This window comes from Microvirga sp. CF3062, assembly GCF_036314045.1.
Classification (GTDB): domain Bacteria; phylum Pseudomonadota; class Alphaproteobacteria; order Rhizobiales; family Beijerinckiaceae; genus Microvirga.
Genome location: NZ_JAYGGN010000007.1, coordinates 91,565 through 111,866, shown reverse-complemented (window position 1 = coordinate 111,866; position 20,302 = coordinate 91,565). Strand labels below are relative to the sequence as shown.

The 20,302-nt window shown below is 63.2% G+C and carries 24 protein-coding genes; 14 read left to right on the top strand and 10 right to left on the bottom strand.

Annotated features, from left to right (window positions below; genetic code table 11):
- The first annotated feature begins 36 nt into the window (after positions 1-36).
- The 4 genes from VB618_RS14105 to VB618_RS14090 all read left to right on the top strand — a co-directional run bounded on the left by VB618_RS14105 (position 37) and on the right by VB618_RS14090 (position 5,690).
- The gene (locus VB618_RS14105) at positions 37-1,470 is read left to right on the top strand and encodes an FAD-linked oxidase C-terminal domain-containing protein (protein ID WP_329797338.1); all 1,434 of its coding nucleotides are present in this window, start codon (positions 37-39) and stop codon (positions 1,468-1,470) included.
- Positions 1,467-2,651, top strand: coding sequence for a glycolate oxidase subunit GlcE (gene glcE, locus VB618_RS14100; protein ID WP_329797337.1), 1,185 nt, complete (start codon positions 1,467-1,469; stop codon positions 2,649-2,651). Before VB618_RS14105 ends, glcE begins: the two co-directional genes overlap by 4 nt.
- Positions 2,652-2,713: 62 nt before the next feature.
- Positions 2,714-4,069, top strand: coding sequence for a glycolate oxidase subunit GlcF (gene glcF / locus VB618_RS14095; protein WP_329797336.1), 1,356 nt, complete (start codon positions 2,714-2,716; stop codon positions 4,067-4,069).
- A 271-nt stretch (positions 4,070-4,340) separates the two neighbouring features.
- Positions 4,341-5,690: a chromosome partitioning protein ParA gene (locus VB618_RS14090; RefSeq protein WP_329797335.1), complete on the top strand. Its 1,350-nt coding sequence runs from the start codon at positions 4,341-4,343 to the stop codon at positions 5,688-5,690.
- Here the strand turns inward: VB618_RS14090 and VB618_RS14085 are convergent, their stop codons facing one another.
- Positions 5,691-6,050, bottom strand: coding sequence for a hypothetical protein (locus tag VB618_RS14085; RefSeq protein WP_329797334.1), 360 nt, complete (start codon positions 6,048-6,050; stop codon positions 5,691-5,693).
- 17 nt (positions 6,051-6,067) lie between these two features.
- Between VB618_RS14085 and VB618_RS14080 the strand changes: the two genes are divergently transcribed.
- Together VB618_RS14080 and VB618_RS14075 are read left to right on the top strand one after the other, a co-directional pair.
- Positions 6,068-6,418, top strand: a complete 351-nt coding sequence (locus VB618_RS14080; RefSeq protein ID WP_329797333.1) for an NUDIX domain-containing protein — start codon at positions 6,068-6,070, stop codon at positions 6,416-6,418.
- A gap of 57 nt (positions 6,419-6,475) precedes the next feature.
- Positions 6,476-7,186: a DUF2076 domain-containing protein gene (locus VB618_RS14075; RefSeq protein ID WP_329797332.1), complete on the top strand. Its 711-nt coding sequence runs from the start codon at positions 6,476-6,478 to the stop codon at positions 7,184-7,186.
- 140 nt (positions 7,187-7,326) lie between these two features.
- On the opposite strand, the gene VB618_RS14070 is transcribed toward VB618_RS14075, so the two are convergent.
- Positions 7,327-8,100, bottom strand: coding sequence for a L,D-transpeptidase (locus VB618_RS14070; RefSeq protein ID WP_329797331.1), 774 nt, complete (start codon positions 8,098-8,100; stop codon positions 7,327-7,329).
- Between the two features lie 206 nt (positions 8,101-8,306).
- Between VB618_RS14070 and VB618_RS14065 the strand changes: the two genes are divergently transcribed.
- Positions 8,307-9,152 carry a DMT family transporter gene (locus VB618_RS14065; RefSeq protein ID WP_329797330.1) on the top strand — a complete coding sequence of 282 codons (846 nt, stop codon included), beginning with the start codon at positions 8,307-8,309 and terminating at the stop codon, positions 9,150-9,152.
- On the opposite strand, the gene VB618_RS14060 is transcribed toward VB618_RS14065, so the two are convergent.
- Together VB618_RS14060 and VB618_RS14055 are read right to left on the bottom strand one after the other, a co-directional pair.
- Positions 9,149-9,637, bottom strand: a complete 489-nt coding sequence (locus VB618_RS14060) for a PaaI family thioesterase (RefSeq protein ID WP_329797329.1) — start codon at positions 9,635-9,637, stop codon at positions 9,149-9,151. The genes VB618_RS14065 and VB618_RS14060 overlap by 4 nt on opposite strands.
- A 60-nt stretch (positions 9,638-9,697) precedes the next feature.
- Positions 9,698-10,132 (bottom strand): MarR family winged helix-turn-helix transcriptional regulator, encoded by a 435-nt coding sequence (locus VB618_RS14055; protein WP_329797328.1) that lies wholly within the window; start codon positions 10,130-10,132, stop codon positions 9,698-9,700.
- A gap of 194 nt (positions 10,133-10,326) precedes the next feature.
- On the opposite strand from VB618_RS14055, the gene groES reads away from it, so the two are divergent.
- Together groES and groL are read left to right on the top strand one after the other, a co-directional pair.
- On the top strand, positions 10,327-10,617 hold the full coding sequence (groES, locus tag VB618_RS14050; RefSeq protein ID WP_036357429.1) for a co-chaperone GroES: 291 nt from the start codon (positions 10,327-10,329) through the stop codon (positions 10,615-10,617).
- Positions 10,618-10,670: 53 nt separating this feature from the next.
- Positions 10,671-12,320: a chaperonin GroEL gene (gene groL / locus VB618_RS14045; RefSeq protein WP_329797327.1), complete on the top strand. Its 1,650-nt coding sequence runs from the start codon at positions 10,671-10,673 to the stop codon at positions 12,318-12,320.
- Positions 12,321-12,406: 86 nt separating this feature from the next.
- On the opposite strand, the gene gstA is transcribed toward groL, so the two are convergent.
- Entirely contained in the window at positions 12,407-13,024 is a 618-nt protein-coding gene (gene gstA / locus VB618_RS14040; protein WP_329797326.1) for a glutathione transferase GstA, read from the bottom strand.
- 20 nt (positions 13,025-13,044) lie between these two features.
- The gene (locus VB618_RS14035; protein ID WP_329797325.1) at positions 13,045-13,494 is read right to left on the bottom strand and encodes a DoxX family protein; all 450 of its coding nucleotides are present in this window, start codon (positions 13,492-13,494) and stop codon (positions 13,045-13,047) included.
- 96 nt (positions 13,495-13,590) lie between these two features.
- Here VB618_RS14035 and VB618_RS14030 point away from each other — a divergent pair, with 96 nt between their 5' ends.
- From VB618_RS14030 to VB618_RS14010, 5 genes are all read left to right on the top strand, one after another.
- On the top strand, positions 13,591-14,040 hold the full coding sequence (locus VB618_RS14030) for a MarR family winged helix-turn-helix transcriptional regulator (RefSeq protein ID WP_329797324.1): 450 nt from the start codon (positions 13,591-13,593) through the stop codon (positions 14,038-14,040).
- A 105-nt stretch (positions 14,041-14,145) separates the two neighbouring features.
- Positions 14,146-14,691, top strand: a complete 546-nt coding sequence (locus VB618_RS14025; RefSeq protein WP_329797323.1) for a VOC family protein — start codon at positions 14,146-14,148, stop codon at positions 14,689-14,691.
- 90 nt (positions 14,692-14,781) lie between these two features.
- Complete coding sequence (locus VB618_RS14020; RefSeq protein ID WP_329797322.1) at positions 14,782-15,168, top strand: hypothetical protein; 387 nt, start codon at positions 14,782-14,784, stop codon at positions 15,166-15,168.
- Positions 15,169-15,224: 56 nt separating this feature from the next.
- Entirely contained in the window at positions 15,225-15,734 is a 510-nt protein-coding gene (locus VB618_RS14015; protein ID WP_329797321.1) for an RNA polymerase sigma factor, read from the top strand.
- Positions 15,731-16,534: an anti-sigma factor family protein gene (locus VB618_RS14010; protein WP_329797320.1), complete on the top strand. Its 804-nt coding sequence runs from the start codon at positions 15,731-15,733 to the stop codon at positions 16,532-16,534. Before VB618_RS14015 ends, VB618_RS14010 begins: the two co-directional genes overlap by 4 nt.
- 16 nt (positions 16,535-16,550) lie before the next feature.
- Here the strand turns inward: VB618_RS14010 and VB618_RS14005 are convergent, their stop codons facing one another.
- The 4 genes from VB618_RS14005 to VB618_RS13990 all read right to left on the bottom strand — a co-directional run bounded on the left by VB618_RS14005 (position 16,551) and on the right by VB618_RS13990 (position 20,106).
- Positions 16,551-17,378: an aldo/keto reductase gene (locus VB618_RS14005; RefSeq protein WP_329797319.1), complete on the bottom strand. Its 828-nt coding sequence runs from the start codon at positions 17,376-17,378 to the stop codon at positions 16,551-16,553.
- A 155-nt stretch (positions 17,379-17,533) separates the two neighbouring features.
- Positions 17,534-18,322, bottom strand: coding sequence for a MetQ/NlpA family ABC transporter substrate-binding protein (locus VB618_RS14000; protein WP_329797318.1), 789 nt, complete (start codon positions 18,320-18,322; stop codon positions 17,534-17,536).
- A gap of 34 nt (positions 18,323-18,356) precedes the next feature.
- On the bottom strand, positions 18,357-19,022 hold the full coding sequence (locus VB618_RS13995; RefSeq protein WP_329797317.1) for a methionine ABC transporter permease: 666 nt from the start codon (positions 19,020-19,022) through the stop codon (positions 18,357-18,359).
- The gene (locus VB618_RS13990) at positions 19,012-20,106 is read right to left on the bottom strand and encodes a methionine ABC transporter ATP-binding protein (RefSeq protein ID WP_329797316.1); all 1,095 of its coding nucleotides are present in this window, start codon (positions 20,104-20,106) and stop codon (positions 19,012-19,014) included. The genes VB618_RS13995 and VB618_RS13990 overlap by 11 nt, the downstream gene beginning before the upstream one ends.
- Between the last annotated feature and the right edge of the window lie 196 nt (positions 20,107-20,302).

Genomic DNA, 20,302 nt, shown 5'->3' with positions numbered 1-20,302 from the left:
ACCGCAAGCGCAGGCGATGATCTCAAGGAGGCTTCCATGACCATTGCATTTCCCAAACCGGACGAGGCTGTTCTGGCGCGCCGGAGGGAGATCATCGAGGGGCTGGGGCGCCTTGTCGCGTCGGAGGCCCTGATCGTCTCCGAGGATGAGCGCCGGGCCTTCGAGACCGATGGCCTGACCGCCTATCGGCAGATGCCGCTTGCGGTCGTGCTGCCTTCCACGACGCAAGAGGTCTCGGCTATCATGCGCTTCTGCAACGACCATGGGGTCAAGGTGGTGCCGCGCGGGGCAGGGACCTCGCTGTGCGGCGGGGCGATCCCTCAAGCAGACGCCATCGTGCTCGGCGTCGCCAAGATGAACCGGGTGCTCGACGTCAGTTTCGAAGGCCGCACCGCGCGAGTCCAGGCCGGGATCACCAATCTCGGCATCAGCCAGGCCGTGGCCCATGAGAGCTTCTTCTATGCGCCCGACCCCTCGAGCCAGCTCGCCTGCACCATTGCCGGCAACATCGCCATGAATTCCGGCGGCGCCCATTGCCTGAAATACGGCGTGACCACCAACAACCTGCTGGGCGTTACCATGGTGCTCCTCGACGGCACGGTGGTCGAGATCGGTGGCGATCATCTCGATGCTGCCGGCTACGACATTCTCGGTCTCGTCTGCGGCTCAGAAGGCCAGCTCGGCGTGGTCACGGAAGCAGTGGTGCGAATCCTGCGTGCGGCGGAGGGCGCTCGGCCTGCGCTTTTCGGTTTCGAGAAGGCAGAGGATGCGGGCGCCTGCGTGGCGGCGATCATCGGTGCCGGCATCATTCCGGTCGCGCTCGAATACATGGACAAGCCGGCGATCCAGATCTGCGAGGCCTTCGCCCATGCAGGCTACCCCCTCGACGTGGAGGCCATGCTGATCGTCGAGGTCGAGGGCTCGGACCAGGAGATCGACGACATGCTCCGCCGCATCGTCGCCATCGCCGAGCCATTCCGGCCAAAGACCATGAAGGTTTCTCAGTCCGAGGCTGAGAGCGCGGCGATCTGGAAGGGTCGCAAATCCGCCTTCGGGGCCACGGGTCGCGTGGCCGACTACATCTGCATGGACGGCACGATTCCGACGGGGCAGCTGCCTTACGTGCTCAAGCGCATCGACGAGATCGTGAAGTCCTATGGGCTCGGCGTCGCCAACGTGTTCCATGCCGGCGACGGCAACCTGCATCCGCTTGTCATGTTCAACACCAATATTCCAGGCGAGATGGAGAAGGCGGAGAAGGCAGGCGAGGATATCCTCAAGCTCTGCGTCGAGGTCGGCGGCTGTCTCACGGGCGAACATGGTGTCGGGATCGAGAAACGCGACCTCATGACCTATCAGTTCAATCCCGTCGATCTCGAGCAGCAGATGCGCGTGCGGGGCGTATTCGATCCCGGCTGGCTCCTCAACCCGGCAAAGGTGTTTCCGCTCGAAGGAAGGTTCGCCGCGTGACCACCTATACTCCCCGCGACGAGCAGGACGCTTCCAACATCATCCGCGACGCCGCCGACAAGGGCACTCTTCTCAACGTTTCTGGCAACGGCACCAAGGCGCCGATGGGGCGGCCGAACCAGACCGATGCCTCGGTCTCATCGTCGGCGATGGCCGGCATCACGCTCTACGAGCCGGCCGAACTCGTGATCTCCGCCCGCAGCGGCACGCCGGTGCTGGAGGTCATGCGCGTTCTCGCTGCAAAAGGGCAGGAGCTGCCCTTCGAGCCGATGGATTATCGGTATCTGCTCGGCACGAAGGGCGAGCCCACCATCGGGGCCGTGGCGGCCATGAACATTTCCGGCCCACGTCGGATCATGGCGGGGGCAGCGCGTGACAGCCTCATCGGCGTGCGCTTCGTCAACGGGCGCGGCGAGGTGGTGAAGTCCGGCGGGCGCGTGATGAAGAATGTCACGGGCCTCGATCTCGTCAAGCTCATGGCGGGCTCCTGGGGGACGCTCGGCTTTCTTACCGAGGTCACCTTCAAGGTGCTCCCGAAGTCGGAGCGCATGGCGACCCTGGTCATTCGCGGCCTCGATGATAGGCAGGCCATCGAGGCCCTGTCCATGGCCCTCGGCTCGCCCTTCGATGTGACGGGCGCGGCGCATCTCCCCGACCGCGACCGGCGCGGCGGCAGCACACTGATCCGCCTCGAAGGGTTCCGGGTCTCCGTCGATTACCGCATGAACGAGCTCAAGCGCCTCCTGAAGCGCTCTCGGTTCATGGACATTCTTGAGGGCGTCGGGGCCGAGGCGCTCTGGCAGTCGGTACGGGACGCAACGATCCTGACGGACCAGGGCCAACGCGCAATCTGGCGCGTGTCCACCGCGCCAACGAAAGGCCCCGACTTCGTCGGCCAGATTGCACAGTCGCTCGACGCGCAGTGGTTCTACGACTGGGGTGGCGGGCTTCTCTGGATTTCGACGCCCATCGACGGCGATGCGGGTGCCGCCGCCATGCGCGAGGCCACTAAAGCCTTCGGCGGCCACGCCACCCTCGTGCGCGCACCGGCCGAGATTCGCTCGACCCTCGACGTGTTCGAGCCGCAATCCGACGCGCTGATGACGCTGACCCGCGGCATCAAGGCTTCTCTCGATCCGGCTGGGATTCTCAATCCAGGCCGGATGTATGCAGGGGTGTAGTCAATGCGTGCAGGAAGCGTATTGTGAAAGCGGCTTTTGGCAGAAAGTATTTTTGATCCGTCATGCAAACCAATTTCACGCCCGATCAGTTGAAAGACGCCGCCATGGCGTCCTCGGAGAAAATTCTCCGCACTTGCGTTCATTGCGGCTTCTGCACTGCGACCTGTCCGACCTACCTGCTCCTCGGCGACGAGCTCGATTCCCCACGCGGGCGCATCTACCTGATGAAGGACATGCTGGAGAGCGGCAAGCCTGCGTCACCTGAGGTGGTCAAGCACATCGACCGTTGCCTCTCATGCCTGTCCTGTATGACCACCTGTCCGTCCGGCGTGCATTACATGCACCTGGTCGATCATGCCCGAGCCTATATCGAGGCCACCTATACGCGGCCGTGGCACGACCGGCTCCTGCGCTGGGTTCTCGCCACCGTGCTGCCCTATCCGAACCGCTTCCGCTTCGCGCTTGGCGCCGCGATGCTGGCCAAGCCCTTCAAGGGTCTGGTCGGCGCGCTACCGCTGCTGGGCAGCCGCCTGCAGGCCATGATCGAGCTGGCACCGGCGCGGGTGCCGGCCCGCACGCCGTTCGATCAGCCCGGCACCTATAAGGCCCATGGGGAGCAGCGGGGCCGCGTCGCCATCCTGTCCGGCTGCGCCCAGCCCGTGCTCAAGCCCGGCTTCAACGAGGCCGCCATCCGCCTCCTCAACCGCCACGGCATCGACGTGGTCCAGCCGAAGGGGGAGGGGTGCTGCGGCGCGCTCGTCCACCATATGGGGCGAGACGAGCACAGCCACGCCTTCGCCAAGCGCAACATCGACGCCTGGGTCGCCGAGATGGATGGGGAGGGGCTAGATGCCATCGTGATCACGGCCTCCGGCTGCGGCACCACGATCAAGGATTACGGCTTCATGTTCCGGGAGGACCCGGATTATGCCGAGAAGGCGGCCCGCGTTTCCGCCATCGCCAAGGATGTCACTGAATACGTCACGTCCCTGACGCTCATGGAGCCGGTGCGCGAGACGGATCTCGTGGTGGCCTACCACTCGGCCTGCTCCATGCAGCACGGTCAGGCGATCCGCACCGAGCCGAAGACCTTGCTGAAGAAGGCAGGCTTCACCGTGAAGGACGTGCCGGAGGGTCATATCTGCTGCGGCTCGGCCGGCACCTACAACCTGCTCCAGCCCGAAATTGCCGCCCAGCTCCGGGCCCGCAAGGTCGCCAATATCGAGCGCACCAAGCCCGACCTGATCGCCACCGGCAATATCGGCTGCATGACCCAGATCGGCCAAGGCACCGGGATCCCCATCGTCCATACCGTCGAGCTTCTCGACTGGGCGACCGGTGGCCCCATGCCGGAAACCCTGGAGGAGGCGGGCTTCGGCAAGCGCTCCGATCAGGCGTTAACCATGGCGGCAGAGTGAGGCTGCTACACTCTTACGCAACGAAATTTTATTTCCAAACTGGGCCCGACTGGGTTAAAAGTTACGAAAGTATGAATTTCAGGACGTAAGGGCCGGCATCATGTCTTCGGGATGGACGTCTTTCAGGAACCGTTTTGGCAAAAAACAGGATGAGGCTGATTCTGCCCTTCTGTCGCCGCATCAGCAGGGTGGCGGGGCGGCTGCCGCCCCGGCGCTCCCGGCTCCCGCTGCGCCGGAAAAGGCTGAGCCGGCCCTTGTTCGGCCCAATGGCATGCTCGATTCCGTCGGCCAGAAGAACGAGCTGATCCGCGTTCGCTTCGCCAACATGATCGACCGGCTGGAAGAGCTCCGCAGCCTCAAGGAGGATTTTACCCTCCTGAATGAGCCGGTGACCGAACTGATCCGGCACTATCCACAGCTCCAGTCGCGGCTCCTCGAGACCGAGGCGGTTCTCAGGCAGGAAACCGAGAACGCTCAGGCCCTGCGCCGGGAGCTTGGAGATATCGGCAGCGTCCATGCCAGGACGGTGGATGACCTGAACGCCGCAGTCTCGCAGCTCCGCAAGGCCGAATCGAAGATTCGCGAGCAGGACAGCTTTGTCGAGGACCTGCGCCTGAACGTGAAGGACAAGGAGGCGATTGTCGCCGACCTTGAGAACCAACTCGCCATCGAGACCGAGCGCGCCCGCAACATCACGGAAGAGAACCAGGCCCTGCGCCTCGAAACCCAGGAGGCCGACCAGACGGTGGCCCGCGCCGAGCGGGAGCTCATCGAAACCCGCGAGCGCAACGGCCTGCTCGATCATGAGGTCAAGCGCCTGCAGAAGGTGGCCGAGGAGCAGAACTACCGTCTCTCCAGCCTTGGCAACCGCTATGGCGAGATTGAGACGCAGCTCGAATCCACCCGCCAGCGCGCCTCCGAGCTTGAGACCAAGCTCATGGCCGAGCAGGTGCTGCGCCAGCGCCTGGAAACGCAGATCGATTCCGAGCGCTCTGCCCATCAGACCGATCTCTCTTCGCTCGACATGAAGATCGAGGGCCTGACCTCGCGTCTGTCAGCCACTGACAAGATCCTGGCCCATACCCGCGACCAGCTGCGCGACAAGAACGAGGCCCTGCGCGGCGTCGAGCGCACCTTGAAAGAGACCACCATCGAGAAGAACACCGTCGACCGTCGCTTGGAGGCGACCCAGCAGGAGGTCGAGCGTCAGGTGGCCATGGTCAACGAGCTCCAGCGCTCGCGCATCGAGCTGCAGGAGCGTGTGGAGATGCTGGGCAAGGCCATCGCGGCCAAGGACTTCCAGATCGAAAGCTCCGACAACAAGGTGGCGAGCCTCTCCGAGCGCATCGACCAGCTCACCAAGCGCTTCGAGCAGGATCGCAGCACCCTCGAGGCCGCCAACCGCCGCCTCACCGAAGAGTTGCAGAACGAGAAGGCCGAGCGCTCCCTCATTCAGGGCGCCCTTGAGATCGCTCGCGAGAGTCGCACCAAGATCCAGAAGAAGTATGTGGCCCTGCGCAAGAGGACCCGCCTCGACACGCAGGAGGACGATCCGTCCCTCTTCGATGAGGAAGAGGTCGAGACCAATGTCCGGCCTCTCAAGTCGCCGGACGCTGAATAATCAGAAGCCTTGAGCCCCGCAGAGATGCGGGGCTTTTTCGTTCTGCGCCTTTCCAGTCTTGACGCGATGCCTGTGAGGCGTGACAGCATGGTTGCGCTCGGCATGTGCCGAATGCAGGCAGCCGCCGATGCTGGATGATAGGGCCCCATGAGCTTCGATCCTGCCGCCTTCCGAAGGCATGTTCTTTTGCTCCTCAGCGAGTACGCGAGAGCATTCGACCTGCCTGAGGAAAGACATGCTCTCCTGCGGCGCCAGATCGCGAATGGCGACGACATCCACTCCCGCCGCACCTTTCCCGGCCATGTCACGACATCGGCCTTCATCCTCGATGGAACTGGCGAAAAAATCCTCCTCATCCATCACCGCTCCCTCAAGCGTTGGCTGCAGCCCGGCGGGCATTACGAGGCCCGGAGGATCTGGCGATCTCCGCCCTGCGCGAAGCCGTGGAGGAGACCGGGATGGAGGGGCTTGTGATCGATCCCTGGCATCGCACGTCCGGTCTTCCCATAGACATCGACAGCCACCGCATTCCCGCCCGTCCCGAACGAGGCGAGCCCGAGCATTGGCATCACGACATCCGCTATGTGGTGAGAGCCGAGAAGGGTGCCGCCATCCGGCCCGATCTGCAGGAGGTGCATGGGGCCGAGTGGAGTGACCTCCACCAGCTGGACGCACTCGCACCGCAGGCCTTGCGGAATATGCGCAATCTCGGCCTCGTGCGCCCCTAACAAACCCGATGGCCATGCTTACATCTGTCTCCAACGTTCACTGTAAGGAGGCTTGCCATGAACGATCAGGAACGCCAGGTCATCAGCGACATCTTCCGACGGCTCGAACAGGTGGCGAACCAGCCGCGCGATCCCGAGGCCGAGCGCTTCATCGCCGAGAAGATTCGCGAGCAGCCCTATGCGCCCTACGCGATGGCCCAGGCGGTCTACGTGCAGGAGCAGGCGCTCGCCAATCTTCAGGGGGAGAACGAGCACCTGCGTGCCGAGCTCGATCAGGCAAGCCGGCGGCCGCAACAAGGTGGCTTCCTCTCCAGCATCTTCGGCGGCGGCTCCCGCCCGCCTGGTCCGGCCTACAACACTCCGCCGGCCCGTCAGGCTTCCCCTTGGGGGCACTCCCAGCCCCATCATCAGCAACAGCAATTTGGCGGCCCTCAGGGTGGCATGACGGGCGGCGCGCCCGGCCCTTGGGGCGGCGGCATGATGCAGCGCGGCGGCGGAGGCGGGTTCCTGGGAACGGCGCTTTCGACGGCGGCCGGCGTCGCCGGCGGCATGATGATCGCCAATGCCCTGACGAGCGCCTTCAGCGGCGACAACAATCCGGTGAGCGATGTGGCGTCTGCGGCCGGTCTTGGAGGCGCCGATAAGGCTACTGACGCCGGCAATTCGGGCATCACGGACTCGCTCTACCAGGATCAGGGCAACCAGGATTCCGGTCAGGACTTCGCTGATTTCGGCGGCGATGGCGGGGACGCGGGCGATTGGGCCTGATCGGCTTCAAAACACCAGGCGCGCCCACCATCGGGCGCGTGCGCTTAAATGAGCCGCTCTCTATCTGATTCCGCGATAATCAAAAGCAGATGGCCGGGCTTGAGCCCGGCCATCGTAAGATGGTGTGACTCCGCTCGCGATCAGATCACGATCACGCTCGTGCCGACCTTCACGCGGTTGTAGAGGTCGACCACATCCTCGTTGAGCATGCGGATGCAGCCCGAGGAAACAGCTTGCCCGATGGTGTGCGGCTCGTTGGTGCCGTGAATGCGATAGAGCGAGGATCCGAGATAGAGCGCACGCGCGCCGAGGGGGTTGTCGGGGCCGCCTTCCATGAACCGAGGAAGGTCGGGGCGGCGGCGGATCATCTCGGCCGGTGGACGCCAGGACGGCCATTCGCGCTTCATGGAAACGGTCTGGCGCCCGCTCCACTCAAAGCCTTCGCGGCCGACGCCGATCCCATAGCGGATGGCGCGGCCGCTGTCCTGCACGAGGTAGAGGAACTTGTTGTTGGTATCGACGACGATTGTGCCCGGGCGCTCGTTGCCGCGGTAGGACACAATCTGGCGCTGGAATTCCGGCGAGATCGCATAATCGATGCTGTTGTCGTAGCCCGTGCCGTTGCCGTAATCCTGCGGCAGGGAGGCGACGACGCTGCCGGTGGAGCGCACGTCATACGGATAGCCGGTGGTGCGCTCGCTGCGATAGACCTGGGATCGGGACGAAGGACGCGTGACGAGCGGATAATCCTCCGCGTATCCGTCCTGGGACCGAGCGTAGGGATAGTTGTCATATTCCGAGGAGATGTAGGTGTTGCCGTAGAACTGTCCGGCGCGGCCCATCGGCTGCGCCGAGACCGCAGCCGGCAGGAGGGCGGCCAAAAGCATTGCAGACCAAGGGATCCAAGCACGCATTGAAGTTTCCTGTTGCTGTTTTGCAGAGTAAACGGCAAGCGCGGCTTTTGTTTCCGCCAAGCTCGCATGAATTTAAGCGCGGAGCCCAGGATCGCTTTCCTGTCAATCCTGTGAAAAGAAGCGTGAAGCCTTCCGGAAAGTGCTGTAAGAGCCTTCGCTTCGACGGCGCTCATCCCGGACGCTGCTTTTTCACACGTCGTAACATCATGAAATTCGGTCCCGCCCTGCGGGCAGCCTCGGGCATCGCGGTCCTGTCCATCATGGACGCGGTCATCAAGGGAATGGCCGCCTTTTACCCGATCTTCCAGGTGGCTTTCCTGCGCTTCGCCTGCGGCTCCCTCATCGTGGCCGCCGTCGTGTCCATCATGCGGCCCGGCTGGCCGAGCCGCGAGACGGTGATCGCCAACGCGTTCCGGTCGGTCATCGCCGTGGTGACCGCCGTCAGCTTCTTCTATGCGCTAGGTCAACTGCCCCTGGCCGAGACCCTCGTCCTGTCCTTCCTCTCGCCCATGTTCATTGCCCTCTTCGGGCTGTTGATGCTGAAGGAGCGCGTTGATATCCGGATCATCGGGGCGATCGGCATCGGGTTCGCCGGAACGCTCATCGTTGTTCTCGGGCAGACCGAGGAAGCCAATTCCGCAAGGTCCTGGACCGGAGTCGCCGCAGCGCTGACATCGGCCGTCACCTATGCACTCAGCCTTGTGCTGCTGCGCCAGCGCGCGCAGCGCGATAAGTTTCTGCACATCGTGGTCTTCCAGAATATCGGTCCGGCCATTCTCGTGGCGCCCTTCGCGCTCTTCGTCTGGCAGTCGCTCGATCTCATGCACCTGGGCTGGTTCATGCTCATGGGGCTCTTAGGCTTCATGGGCCACATGCTGATGGTCACGGCCTATGCCAAGGCCGAGGCGGCGCGGCTGGCCCCGCTCGAATACACCGCCCTGATCTGGGCCGTGCTGATTGGCTACGGGGTGTTCAGCGAAATTCCGACCTGGGCCACACTCGGCGGCGGCCTGTTGATCGTCGCGGCGGCGGCGATGACTTCGAAGCGTTAAGCCGCCTTACGGGCTGTCGCGTCGAAGATCATGCAGGTCTCGGTACCGTGCGCCAGAAGCCTGCCCTTGGCATCAAAAAGTTTGCCCTCGGAGGTCGCCAGCGTTCCTCCTCGATGGATGAGAGTGCCCTCGCAGGTCACCTTGCCCATGTTCGGCAGAATCGGCCTGACAAAGTTCAGCTTCATCTCCACCGTCGTATAGCCCTGGCCGGCAGCAAGCGTCGTGTGGACCGCGCAGGCCATGGCGCTGTCGAGGATGGCGGATGTCCAGCCGCCATGGATCGTTCCGAGCGGGTTGAAGAACGCCTCCGTCGGCTCGCCCTCGAAGATAACCCGGCCTTCGTCCACCTGGGTCATGTAGACATTGGTGGAGCGGGAGAAGGGCGGGGCCGGATGACGGCCTTCGAGCATGCTGCGCAGGAACATCAGCCCTGGCTCGGCCGTCAGAACGTCCCGCGATACGATCCCGTGAACCCGCTCAAGCATCGCTCTCTCCCATTTGTGCATATACACAGTATGGAAAAGGGCGGGATCCTGCAATGAGCATTATGGACAGTAAGAGGCCTTTCTCAGAGCCCGCATGGCCCTGCGGGCCTCATCTCCCTCCACGTCCTTGAGCCGAGCCTCTACCTGGGACTGAGCCTCTTGCCAGAGGGGGATGGCGGCTTCGAGGAGGGCTTGGCCCGCGGGGGTCAGTCTGTGCCGCAAGCCGCGTCCATCTCCGGGCATGGGTTCGACCCAGCCGTTCTGGATCAGGAGCTTCAGGTTGCGAACAAGGGTTGTGCGCTCCAGCCCCAGTCGCTCGGCCAGGACTGTTTCGGACACAGTTGTTCCATGCCCGATAGCGCCCAGGATACCGAACTGGGGCAGCTTGAGGCCTATAGGGCGCAGAGCCGCCTCGTAGGTCCGGCTCAGGAGCCGTGCCGTCATGCGTGCATGCAGAGCGAAGCAACTCCTGCCGATGGCTTCCAGGTCGGTCATGAAAAGATCATGACCCGCCCCTATACTGCGTCAAGGCCTCTTTCTGAGCCTGACCTTGAGGCAGGTGCCTTGACTCCCAATCAGCTTATGCCTATCTCGCGACCAGCGTTAGCACTCGTCAACGAACAGTGCTAACAGCCGTAAGACCAGGGTGTGGCCACAGGGGTCGCCCCAACAGTCAAAGGGGAAGTTCCATGAAGTTCCGTCCGCTGCACGACCGCGTCGTCGTCCGCCGCATCGAAGCCGAAGAGAAGACGGCCGGCGGCATCATCATCCCGGACACCGCCAAGGAAAAGCCGCAAGAGGGCGAAATCGTCGCCGTCGGCCCCGGCGCCCGTGACGAGAGCGGCAAGGTTGTCGCCCTCGACGTGAAGGCCGGCGATCGCGTGCTCTTCGGCAAGTGGTCCGGCACCGAGGTGCGTATCGATGGTCAGGATCTCCTGATCATGAAGGAATCCGACATCATGGGCGTCGTCGCGAAGTAAGTTCGCCAAAAGCCCTTTCCTGAATTTTTTGAACATACCTGGAGGCAAAGCCCATGGCTGCCAAAGACGTTAAGTTCTCCTCCGATGCCCGTGACAAGATGCTCCGTGGCGTCGATATCCTCGCCGATGCCGTGAAGGTTACCCTCGGTCCCAAGGGCCGTAACGTGGTGATCGAGAAGTCCTTCGGCGCTCCGCGCATCACCAAGGACGGCGTCACCGTCGCCAAGGAGATCGAGCTCGCCGACAGGTTCGAGAACATGGGCGCCCAGATGGTGCGCGAAGTGGCCTCGAAGACCAACGACATCGCCGGTGACGGCACCACCACGGCGACGGTTCTCGCCCAGGCCATCGTCCGCGAGGGCGCCAAGGCGGTTGCCGCCGGCATGAACCCCATGGACCTCAAGCGCGGCATTGATCTTGCCACCGCCGAGGCCGTGAAGGACATCCAGTCCCGCGCCAAGAAGGTGAAGTCCTCCGACGAGGTTGCCCAGGTCGGCACGATTTCGGCCAACGGCGACAAGGACATCGGCGAGATGATCGCCCATGCCATGCAGAAGGTCGGCAACGAGGGTGTCATCACCGTCGAGGAAGCCAAGACCGCCGAGACCGAGCTCGACGTCGTGGAAGGTATGCAGTTCGACCGCGGCTACCTCTCGCCGTACTTCATCACCAACGCTGAGAAGATGGTGGCCGAGCTTGAGGATCCCTACATCCTCATCCACGAGAAGAAGCTCTCCTCGCTGCAGCCCATGCTGCCGATCCTCGAGGCTGTCGTTCAGACCGGCAAGCCGCTGCTGATCATCGCTGAGGACGTGGAAGGCGAGGCTCTGGCCACGCTGGTGGTCAACAAGCTCCGCGGCGGCCTCAAGATCGCAGCCGTGAAGGCTCCGGGCTTCGGTGATCGCCGCAAGGCCATGCTCGAGGACATCGCCGTCCTGACCGCCGGTCAGACGATCTCGGAAGACCTCGGCATCAAGCTCGAGACCGTGCAGCTTGCGATGCTCGGCCGTGCCAAGCGCGTTCGCATCGACAAGGAAAGCACCACGATCATCGACGGCGCCGGCCAGAAGGCCGACATTGAGGCTCGCGTTTCGCAGATCAAGGCGCAGATCGAGGAGACCACCTCGGACTACGACCGTGAGAAGCTCCAGGAGCGTCTGGCCAAGCTCGCAGGCGGCGTCGCGGTGATCCGCGTCGGCGGCGCGACCGAGGTCGAGGTGAAGGAGAAGAAGGACCGCGTGGATGACGCTCTGAACGCCACCCGCGCTGCGGTGGAAGAAGGCATCGTCCCCGGCGGCGGCACGGCTCTGCTGCGCGCCAAGGTTGCGGTTGCGAAGCTCAAGACCGACAACCCGGACGTTCAGGCCGGCATCAAGATCGTGCTGCGTGCTCTTGAGGCTCCGATCCGCCAGATCGCCGAGAACGCCGGCGTCGAAGGCTCGATCGTTGTCGGCAAGATCAACGACAACACCTCGTCGGACACTTATGGCTTCAACGCCCAGACGGAAGAGTTCGTGGACATGCTCCAGGCCGGTATCGTCGATCCGGCCAAGGTGGTTCGCACCGCTCTGCAGGACGCAGCTTCGATTGCCGGCCTGCTCGTGACCACCGAGGCTATGGTTGCCGAGGCTCCCAAGCGCGACAACGGTCCGGCGATGCCGGGCGGCGGCGGCATGGGCGGCATGGGCGGCATGGACTTCTAAGAAGTCCAAGCACCACAGCCTAAGAATGAAGAAGCCCCGGATTTCTCCGGGGCTTTTTTTGTCATCTAGATCAGCTCAGATCAGCTTCATGCCGCCTTCTTCACCAAGCCTTCCGCCTCAAGCGCCTGCTGCACGGCCGGACGCGCGGCGATGCGGGCCTGGAAGGCTTGCAGGTTCGGGAAGGGCGAGATGTCGATGGCGTGGAAATTCGTCCAGTTCACCACGGTGAACAGGTAGGCGTCGGCGATGGTGAATGTGTCGCCCATCAGGAATGGCTGCGAGCCCAGCTTTTTATCGAGATAGGCGAAGCGGCTGGCCAGACGCTCCTTGGTGGCGATCTTCACGGCATCCGGCGTTGCCGGATTCCAGAGAGGGCCGAAACCCTTGTGGATCTCGGTGCTGATGAAGCCGATCCACTCGAGAAGGCGGTAACGCTCCATGGTGCCGTGGGCCGGCGCAAGGTCTGCGGCAGGCTGGCTGTCAGCCAGGTACTGGATGATGACACTGGCCTCGGTGAGCACGGAGCCTTCCTGCAGACCGAGAGCCGGAACATAGCCATTCGGGTTGATAGCGGTGTAGCTCGCGCCGGTCTCTGTGGTGCGGTTGGCGAGATCCACCTTCTCGAGGGTGAGGGCAATGCCGGCCTCGCGGGCCACGATGTGAGGTGCGAGCGAGCAGGCGCCAGGAAAATAATAAAGCTTCATGATAATCCTCGGAGGTTGGATTAGGCCGCTGCCTTGAGCGATGCCGGGGCGGGGGAGAGGGAAAACTTGCGGGAGGGCTTCAGGGCATAGGCCCCGTCACCGAGCAGTGCTTGTGCAACGGAGAGCACGATCAGGTAAAGCGGGTATTCCCAGCCGCCGCCTTGGGCCGAGAAGACCCAACCGTTGCCGATATGAACCCAGGCTGCGCCGAAGAGAACCGGTAGCAGGCCGAGAGCGACCCAGCGGCTCTGAACGCCAAGCACGAGCAGGATGCCGCCGATGAGCTCAGCCCAGAAGGTGGCATAGGCCAAGAAGGCGGGCAGGCCGAGGGATTCGAAATACTGTGCCGTGCCGGCAAGCGTGAAGGTCATCCACTTCAGCACGAGGCTGTGGGCGATAAACATGATGCCGAGAGCAACCCTGAGGAGCAGGGCTGCATAGTCGGAATTGGTAGGCTGAGCGTTTGACATTGCCAATCTCCATGCAAGTGCATATGGTTTTGATGCAGATGCATGGAACTGTCAATCTTAATGCAGTTGCATTAAAAACAGGAAAGCTTTGCCACGATGCAAGAACACGGTCCGGAGCCATCTGCCGCCGTTATCAGGGCCTGGGGGCGTCTCATCCGGGCGGAGCGCACGGTGGTGGGACGGATCGAGGCGGAGCTGAAGAGTGCCGGCTTTCCATCCCTGCACTGGTACGATGTGCTGCTCGAACTGAAGCGGGGACCGGAGGGACGGCTCACCCCGCGTGAGATCGAGGAGGCTGTGCTCTTCGAGCAGTACAACCTCTCAAGGCTGCTCGATCGCATGGAGAACGAGGGGCTGGTGCGCCGCATCCCCTTTCCGGGCGACAAGCGGCGCCAGCTGATCGAGATCACCGAGGAGGGCAAGGCCCTTCAATGGCGGATGTGGAGCGTCTATGGCGCGGCGATCAACCGTTTCATCAGCGCGAAGCTCACCGACAAGGAAGCCGGGCAATTGTCGGCTCTGCTGCTCAAGCTCATCCAGGAATGACTTGACCGCATAGCTCGACGGTTCAGCCCATTGCTAAACGATCTGCCGCGCTGCGCGTTCATGTGTATACGGCTAAGCGATAGCTGACTAAGCGAGGGTCGAGACGTGAGAGCAGGACAATCAATTGTTTCGAAAGGGTGGCAGAGCCTGCGACAGGTTCTTCTTGCGGCACAGCTGATCATCGCCTGCTTCGGCCTCTCGGTCTTATTACCGGCGCTGGCCGACACTGATCCTCGTCCGAGTTCGGCCTCAATCCGCACGCCGGATTTCGACGAGAGCGTCAGCTGGTACCAGGACAAGCTGGGTTTCCGGCTGCTCGGCAGCCAGAGCCTCGTGGCAGGACGCAAGGCGGTACTAGAGCGCAGCGGCTTCCTAATTGAGATTTCCGAGGCGGATCACATCCTGCAGCAGGAGCCTGAGGCGACGGCAGCCGTGCAGGTGACAAAGGCACCCGTCGTCAGCTTGCTCGTGCCGGATGTCGACCGCGAGGTGAGGCGCCTCGACGAGGCTGGAGTCGACATTCTCCAGCCGCCGCAGGACGAATTGAACGGATCCTACCGGACGGCGCAGATCCGCGACAACGGCCGCCACCGGATCGAACTGCGCGAGCCCCTTGATGACCCGTCGCGGTTTCACCCCATGGGCCGGTGAGACACAGGGAATATTGTCAAGCTTCCGGGAATAAGCAGCTCTGCCGCGTGTCTTACAGGTTGTGGTCAAACCTGACCTTGGAGAACATCCATGAAACAGATCCTGCGCCCTGCCACCCTGGTCGGAGCCCTCATCGCCGCATCCGTTGCTTTTGCCCAGACCGCCGCCCCCGCGAAGGTCGCCGATACGAGCAAGGGCAAGGCCCTCGTTGATGCCAAGGGCATGACGCTCTACACCTTCGATCGCGACACGGCCGGCAAGTCGGCCTGCAATGGCCAATGCGCCCAGAACTGGCCGCCGCTGATGGCCGCCGCGAATGCACCGGCCTCCGGCGAGTGGAGCGTGGTCACCCGCGACGACGGCTCCAAACAATGGGCCTACAAGGGCAAGCCGCTTTATCTCTGGGTGAAGGATACGAAGCCCGGCGAGGTCACAGGCGACGGCGTCAACAACGTCTGGCATGTGGCGATGCCCTGAGACTTGCTGAGATCGGCGGTTCATTCTTGAATGATGCCGCCATGTGAGAGCTGACCTTGGACGAGATCGCCTCCCTTCTCGAACCGCAGATCCCGGCCCTGAGGCGTTACGCCTGGGCCCTGCTGCGCGACCACGAGGCGGCGGACGATCTCGTTCAGGACACCCTGGAGCGTGCGATCAGCCGGTGGAGCCAGCGCCGCCAGGAGGGCGACCTGCGAGCCTGGCTCTTCACGATCCAGCGCAACCTGTTCCTTAACGGGATCAGGCAGCGCAAGACACGCGGGACTCAGGTGGGAGAGGAGGCCCTGAACGACATTCAGGCGCCCGGGACGAATCCCGAGAGCCATGCCGGCCTGCGCGACGTTCTCGCAGGGCTCGATGCCCTGCCAGAGGAGCAGCGTTCGCTTCTGCTGCTGGTTGGCATCGAGGACTTGTCCTACGAGCAGGCCTCAAAGGTTTTGGGGATTCCGCTCGGCACAGTGATGTCGCGCCTGAGCCGGGCGCGGGCGCGGCTGCGGGAATTCATGGAGAACGGGCGTAGCACCGCCTTAAGGAGAGTGAAGTGACGGGCGAGCGACCCATCGGAGAAGATGATCTGCAGGCTTTCGTGGACGGAAGGCTTGGCTCGTCGCGGCACGAGGCAGTCAGGGCTTATCTGGACGACCATCCTGCCCTGGCCGATCAGGTCAAGCTCGAGATCGACCTGCGCGAGGCCCTGCGCGCCCGGTTGGCCTTCAAGGCCGCGGAGCCTGTTCCCTCGCGCCTGCGGATTGCCAATCTCATGGCCGCGCAGCGCCGTCCGTCATGGGGCCGTAATGCGGCCGTTGCGGCCGCCGTGGCGGGGCTCTTCATCGGCACTGTCCTGGGAGCTGCGGGCGGGGTCTGGTGGGTCGGATCAGACCATCGGGCAGGGACAAGCGTTGCAGGCAATGCCATTGCGGCGCATCGGATCTATGTCGGCGAGCGCCTGCATCCGGTCGAGGTGCCGGCCGAGCAGGAGGCGCATCTCGTGCAATGGCTGTCCCGTCGCGTCGGCAAGCCGCTCACTGCTCCGAACCTGACGGTGCAGGGCTACCGGCTCATCGGCGGACGGCTTCTCCCGGACAGCGGCGAGGCGGCGGCTCTCTTCATGTACGAGAATGCGGGCGGCAACCGTCTCACGCTTTATGCGCGGTCGGGCGGAACCGAAGAGCAGACGTCGTTCCGCTTCGAGTCGCGCGACGATGTATCCGCGTTCTCCTGGATCGATAACGGCCTGTCCTACGTGGTCACCGCAAAAGCGGAGCGCGCGCAGCTGCTCCCCATCGCAGAGACGATCTACCGGCAGCTCGAAGCGACAAGCGACCCGGCGAAGAGCCGCCTGTAGCGCGCATTCCTGACGATCAGGCGAACACCGCCGGGTCGGGTCCCACGCGACCCGAGGCGCTGTCGAGGCGCTCGATGGCGCGCATGTCGTCCGCATCGAGGTGGAAGTCGAACACGTCGATGTTCTCGCGGATGCGCGACGGCGTCACGGATTTCGGAATGACCACGAAGCCGTTGTCGAGGTGCCAGCGCAGGATGACCTGAGCGGATGTCTTGCCGTACTTGCGGCCAATCGTGGCGAAGGTTTCATCAGCCAGGATCGTGCCCTGGCCGAGTGGGCCCCAGCATTCCGTGACGATGCCGTTCGCCTTATGGAAGGCGCTCAGCTCCTTCTGCTGGAACCGCGGATGCAGCTCGATCTGATTGACCGCAGGCGTCGCGCCGGTCTCGTCGATCACGCGCTGCAGGTGCGGCACCATGAAATTCGAGACGCCGATGGATTTCGCACGTCCGTCCTGCTGCAGCTTGATCAGCGCGCGCCAGGTGTCTCGGTATGCCTCGCTGCCCGCCACCGGCCAATGGATGAGGTAGAGATCCACATGTTCGAGCTTGAGGCGCGCCAAGCTCTCGTCGAAGGCGCGTAGGGTGCTGTCGTAGCCCTGGCGGTCGTTCCACACCTTGGTGGTGATGAAGAGCTCCTGGCGCGGGATGGGTGTCGAGCGGATCGCCTCTCCCACACCCTCCTCGTTGCCGTAGATGGAAGCCGTGTCGATCGAGCGGTAGCCTGCCTCGATAGCGCCTGCGACAGTGCTCTTGGCTTCATCGTTGGAGACCCGCCAAACACCGAAGCCCACTTGCGGCATCGCGCTTCCATCGTTCAGGCGGATTGTGGGCGTTGTCGACATCGGCTGCTCCGTTGATCGTGCGGCAGGAAGGTAGGGCCTGAGAGGCGATAAGCAAATAGCGACTGGGTAGGTGGGAGGTATGCCGCCGCGTCGGCGGATATGAAAAAGCCGGCTCCACGAGCCGGCTTTCCATCGGTGTCAAGGGTGGACGCTGCTTACCAGGAGGTCAGAACCGAGCCCTTGAACTTCTCTTCGATGAACGCCTTCACCTCGGGGGTGTGATAGGACTCGACAAGGGTCTTCACCCAGGTCTTGTTCTTGTCCTCGCTGCGCACGGCGATGATATTCACGTACGGACCCTTGGGGTTCTCACGAGCGATGGGATCCTTGACCGGATCCAGCCCGCCCGATGTCGCATAGTTGGTGTTGATGATTGCGGCGTCCACATCGGTGAGCACGCGCGGTCCCTGGGCGGCTTCGATCTCGACGAACTTGATCTTCTTTGGGTTGTCGGTCACGTCGAGCGGCGTCGGCTTGTAGCCAGTGCCTTCCTTGAGCTTGATCAAGCCTTTGTCCTGCAGAAGGATGAGGGCGCGGCCGCCATTGGTCGGATCGTTCGGAATAGAGATCGTCGCGCCGTTCGGCAGCGCGTCGAGGCTCTTGTGCTTCTTGGAGTAGATGCCGATCGGGAAGTTCACCGTAAGCGCCACGCTCTCGATCTTGTAGCCGCGGTCGGCCACCTGGTTATCGAGATAGGGCTGGTTCTGGAACGAGTTCGCTTCGATGTCGCCGCCGGCCAGGGCCGTGTTCGGCACCACGTAGTCGGAGAACTCGACGATTTTGATATCGAGGCCCTTCTTGGCGGCGATCGGCTTCACGGCTTCCAGGATCTGCGCGTGTGGACCGGGCGTCGCGGCGATGCGGACGGTCTGCGTCTGCTGCGCGAGAACCGGCAGGGCGGCGAGGGAGAAGAGGGCGGCGAGGCTTAAGTGCTTCAGGGACATCGTGTGACTCCTTGTTCGATGTTCTTGCTGGTAATCAGGCGTGGCGGATGCGCTTGTTGAGGCGACGGGCCAGGCGGTCGCCGGTGCTCTGCACCGCCTGGACGAGGACGATGAGCACGACCACGACGGCGAGCATCATCTCGGGCATGAAGCGCTGGTAGCCGTAGCGGATGCCGAGATCGCCGAGGCCGCCGCCGCCGACCGCACCCACCATGGCCGAGAAGCCGAGCAGCGAGACGATGGCGAGCGTCAGGCCGAGCACGATGCCGGGAAGGGCTTCGGGGATCAGAACTTTCAGCACGATCTGAAGCGGGGTTGCGCCGAAGGCGCGCGCTGCCTCGATGAGCCCCTGATCGACCTCGCGGATCGCGCCTTCGATAAGACGCGCGATGAACGGTGTTGCGGCAATGGTCAGCGGCACGATGGCGGCATTGGTGCCAATCGACGTGCCAGCGATCAGGCGCGTGAAGGGAATGATCGCGACCACGAGGATGATGAAGGGCGTGGAGCGCGTGGCGTTGACGATCACGCCGAGCACGCGGTTGATCCAGGGAGCGGCGAACAGCTCACCCTTGCCAGACGTGGCGAGAAAGACGCCGAGCGGCAGCCCGAAAAGGGTGGCGATCAGGGCCGAGACCGCAACCATGTAGAGGGTTTCGCCGGTGGAGGCGGCGATAAGGTTGATCATCTCAGGCGACATAGCCGAGGACCTCCGTGTCGAGACCGTGCTTCTTCAGAAAGTCGAGGGTGGTGGAAACCGATGTTTCCGGCACGCCGACGACCAGAGTGCCGAAGGGGCGTCCTGCGATCTCATCAACCGACCCGGACAGGATGTTGGCTTCGATGTTGAGATCGCGGGCGAGCCGCGCCAGCACCGGATCTGTTGCATGAGGTCCGCGGAAGCCGATGCGAATGACCGCCTGGCTGCCTGGCGTCGCCTCAGATGTGAGTCTGCTCTGTACATAGGGCGGAAGCGCACGACCGGACTCGTCGGCGAGGAACGAGCGGGTAACCTCGTGCTGCGGCCGGGTGAAGACCTCGAACACGTCGCCTTGCTCGACGATGCGGCCGCCTTCGATCACCGCGACCTCGCGGGCGATGTTGCGGATCACCGCCATCTCGTGGGTGATGAGCAGGATCGTCAGGCCAAGCTCGTCGTTGATACGTGCGAGCAGGTCGAGAATGGACCGGGTGGTCTCCGGGTCGAGGGCCGAGGTCGCCTCATCGGACAGAAGAACTTTAGGCTTGGTGGCGAGCGCGCGGGCGATGCCGACGCGCTGCTTCTGGCCGCCGGAGAGTTCGGACGGATAGCGGTTGCGCTTGTCGGAAAGGCCGACGAGGGCGAGAAGCTCCTCGACCCGTGTCCTGATCTCCGCCTTGCCAAAGCCTGCTACCTCCAGGGGTAGGGCAATGTTCTGAGCGGCCGTACGCGAGGAGAGCAGGTTGAAGTGCTGGAAGATCATGCCGATGGAGCGGCGGGCATGGCGCAGGGCCGCCTCGGGCAGGGCCGCGATATCGGCGCCGTCCACGATGATCTTGCCGGAGCTGGGTTTCTCCAGGCCATTGACGAGGCGGATCAGGGTCGACTTGCCGGCACCGGAGCGGCCGATCACACCGAGGATGGAGCCCTGCGGCACCGCGAGGTCTGTCTCGCGCAAAGCCGTCACGGGCTGACCATCGCGGCCGGGGAAGATCTTCGAGACCTTTTCCAGGCGCACGATGGGCTGGGCCGGGATCAGGCGCTGTGCCGGCGTGTCGCCGATATAGCCAAGAGGGGCGTTCATAAACTGGCCTTCGGAAATTTTCGTCTTAGGTCGGTGCGACACATGAGCCATTTTGTTCTCTATGTCAACTATTTCGTCCTTTAAAAAGGACAATCTGTTTTGAAGAACGCCTATCAGGCATTTAAGCGCCTGTTGCTGTTGTCACAAGGCTGCTATCGCTTGCCCCAAGAGGAAGTTCCTCCTTTCTTTCGCCACA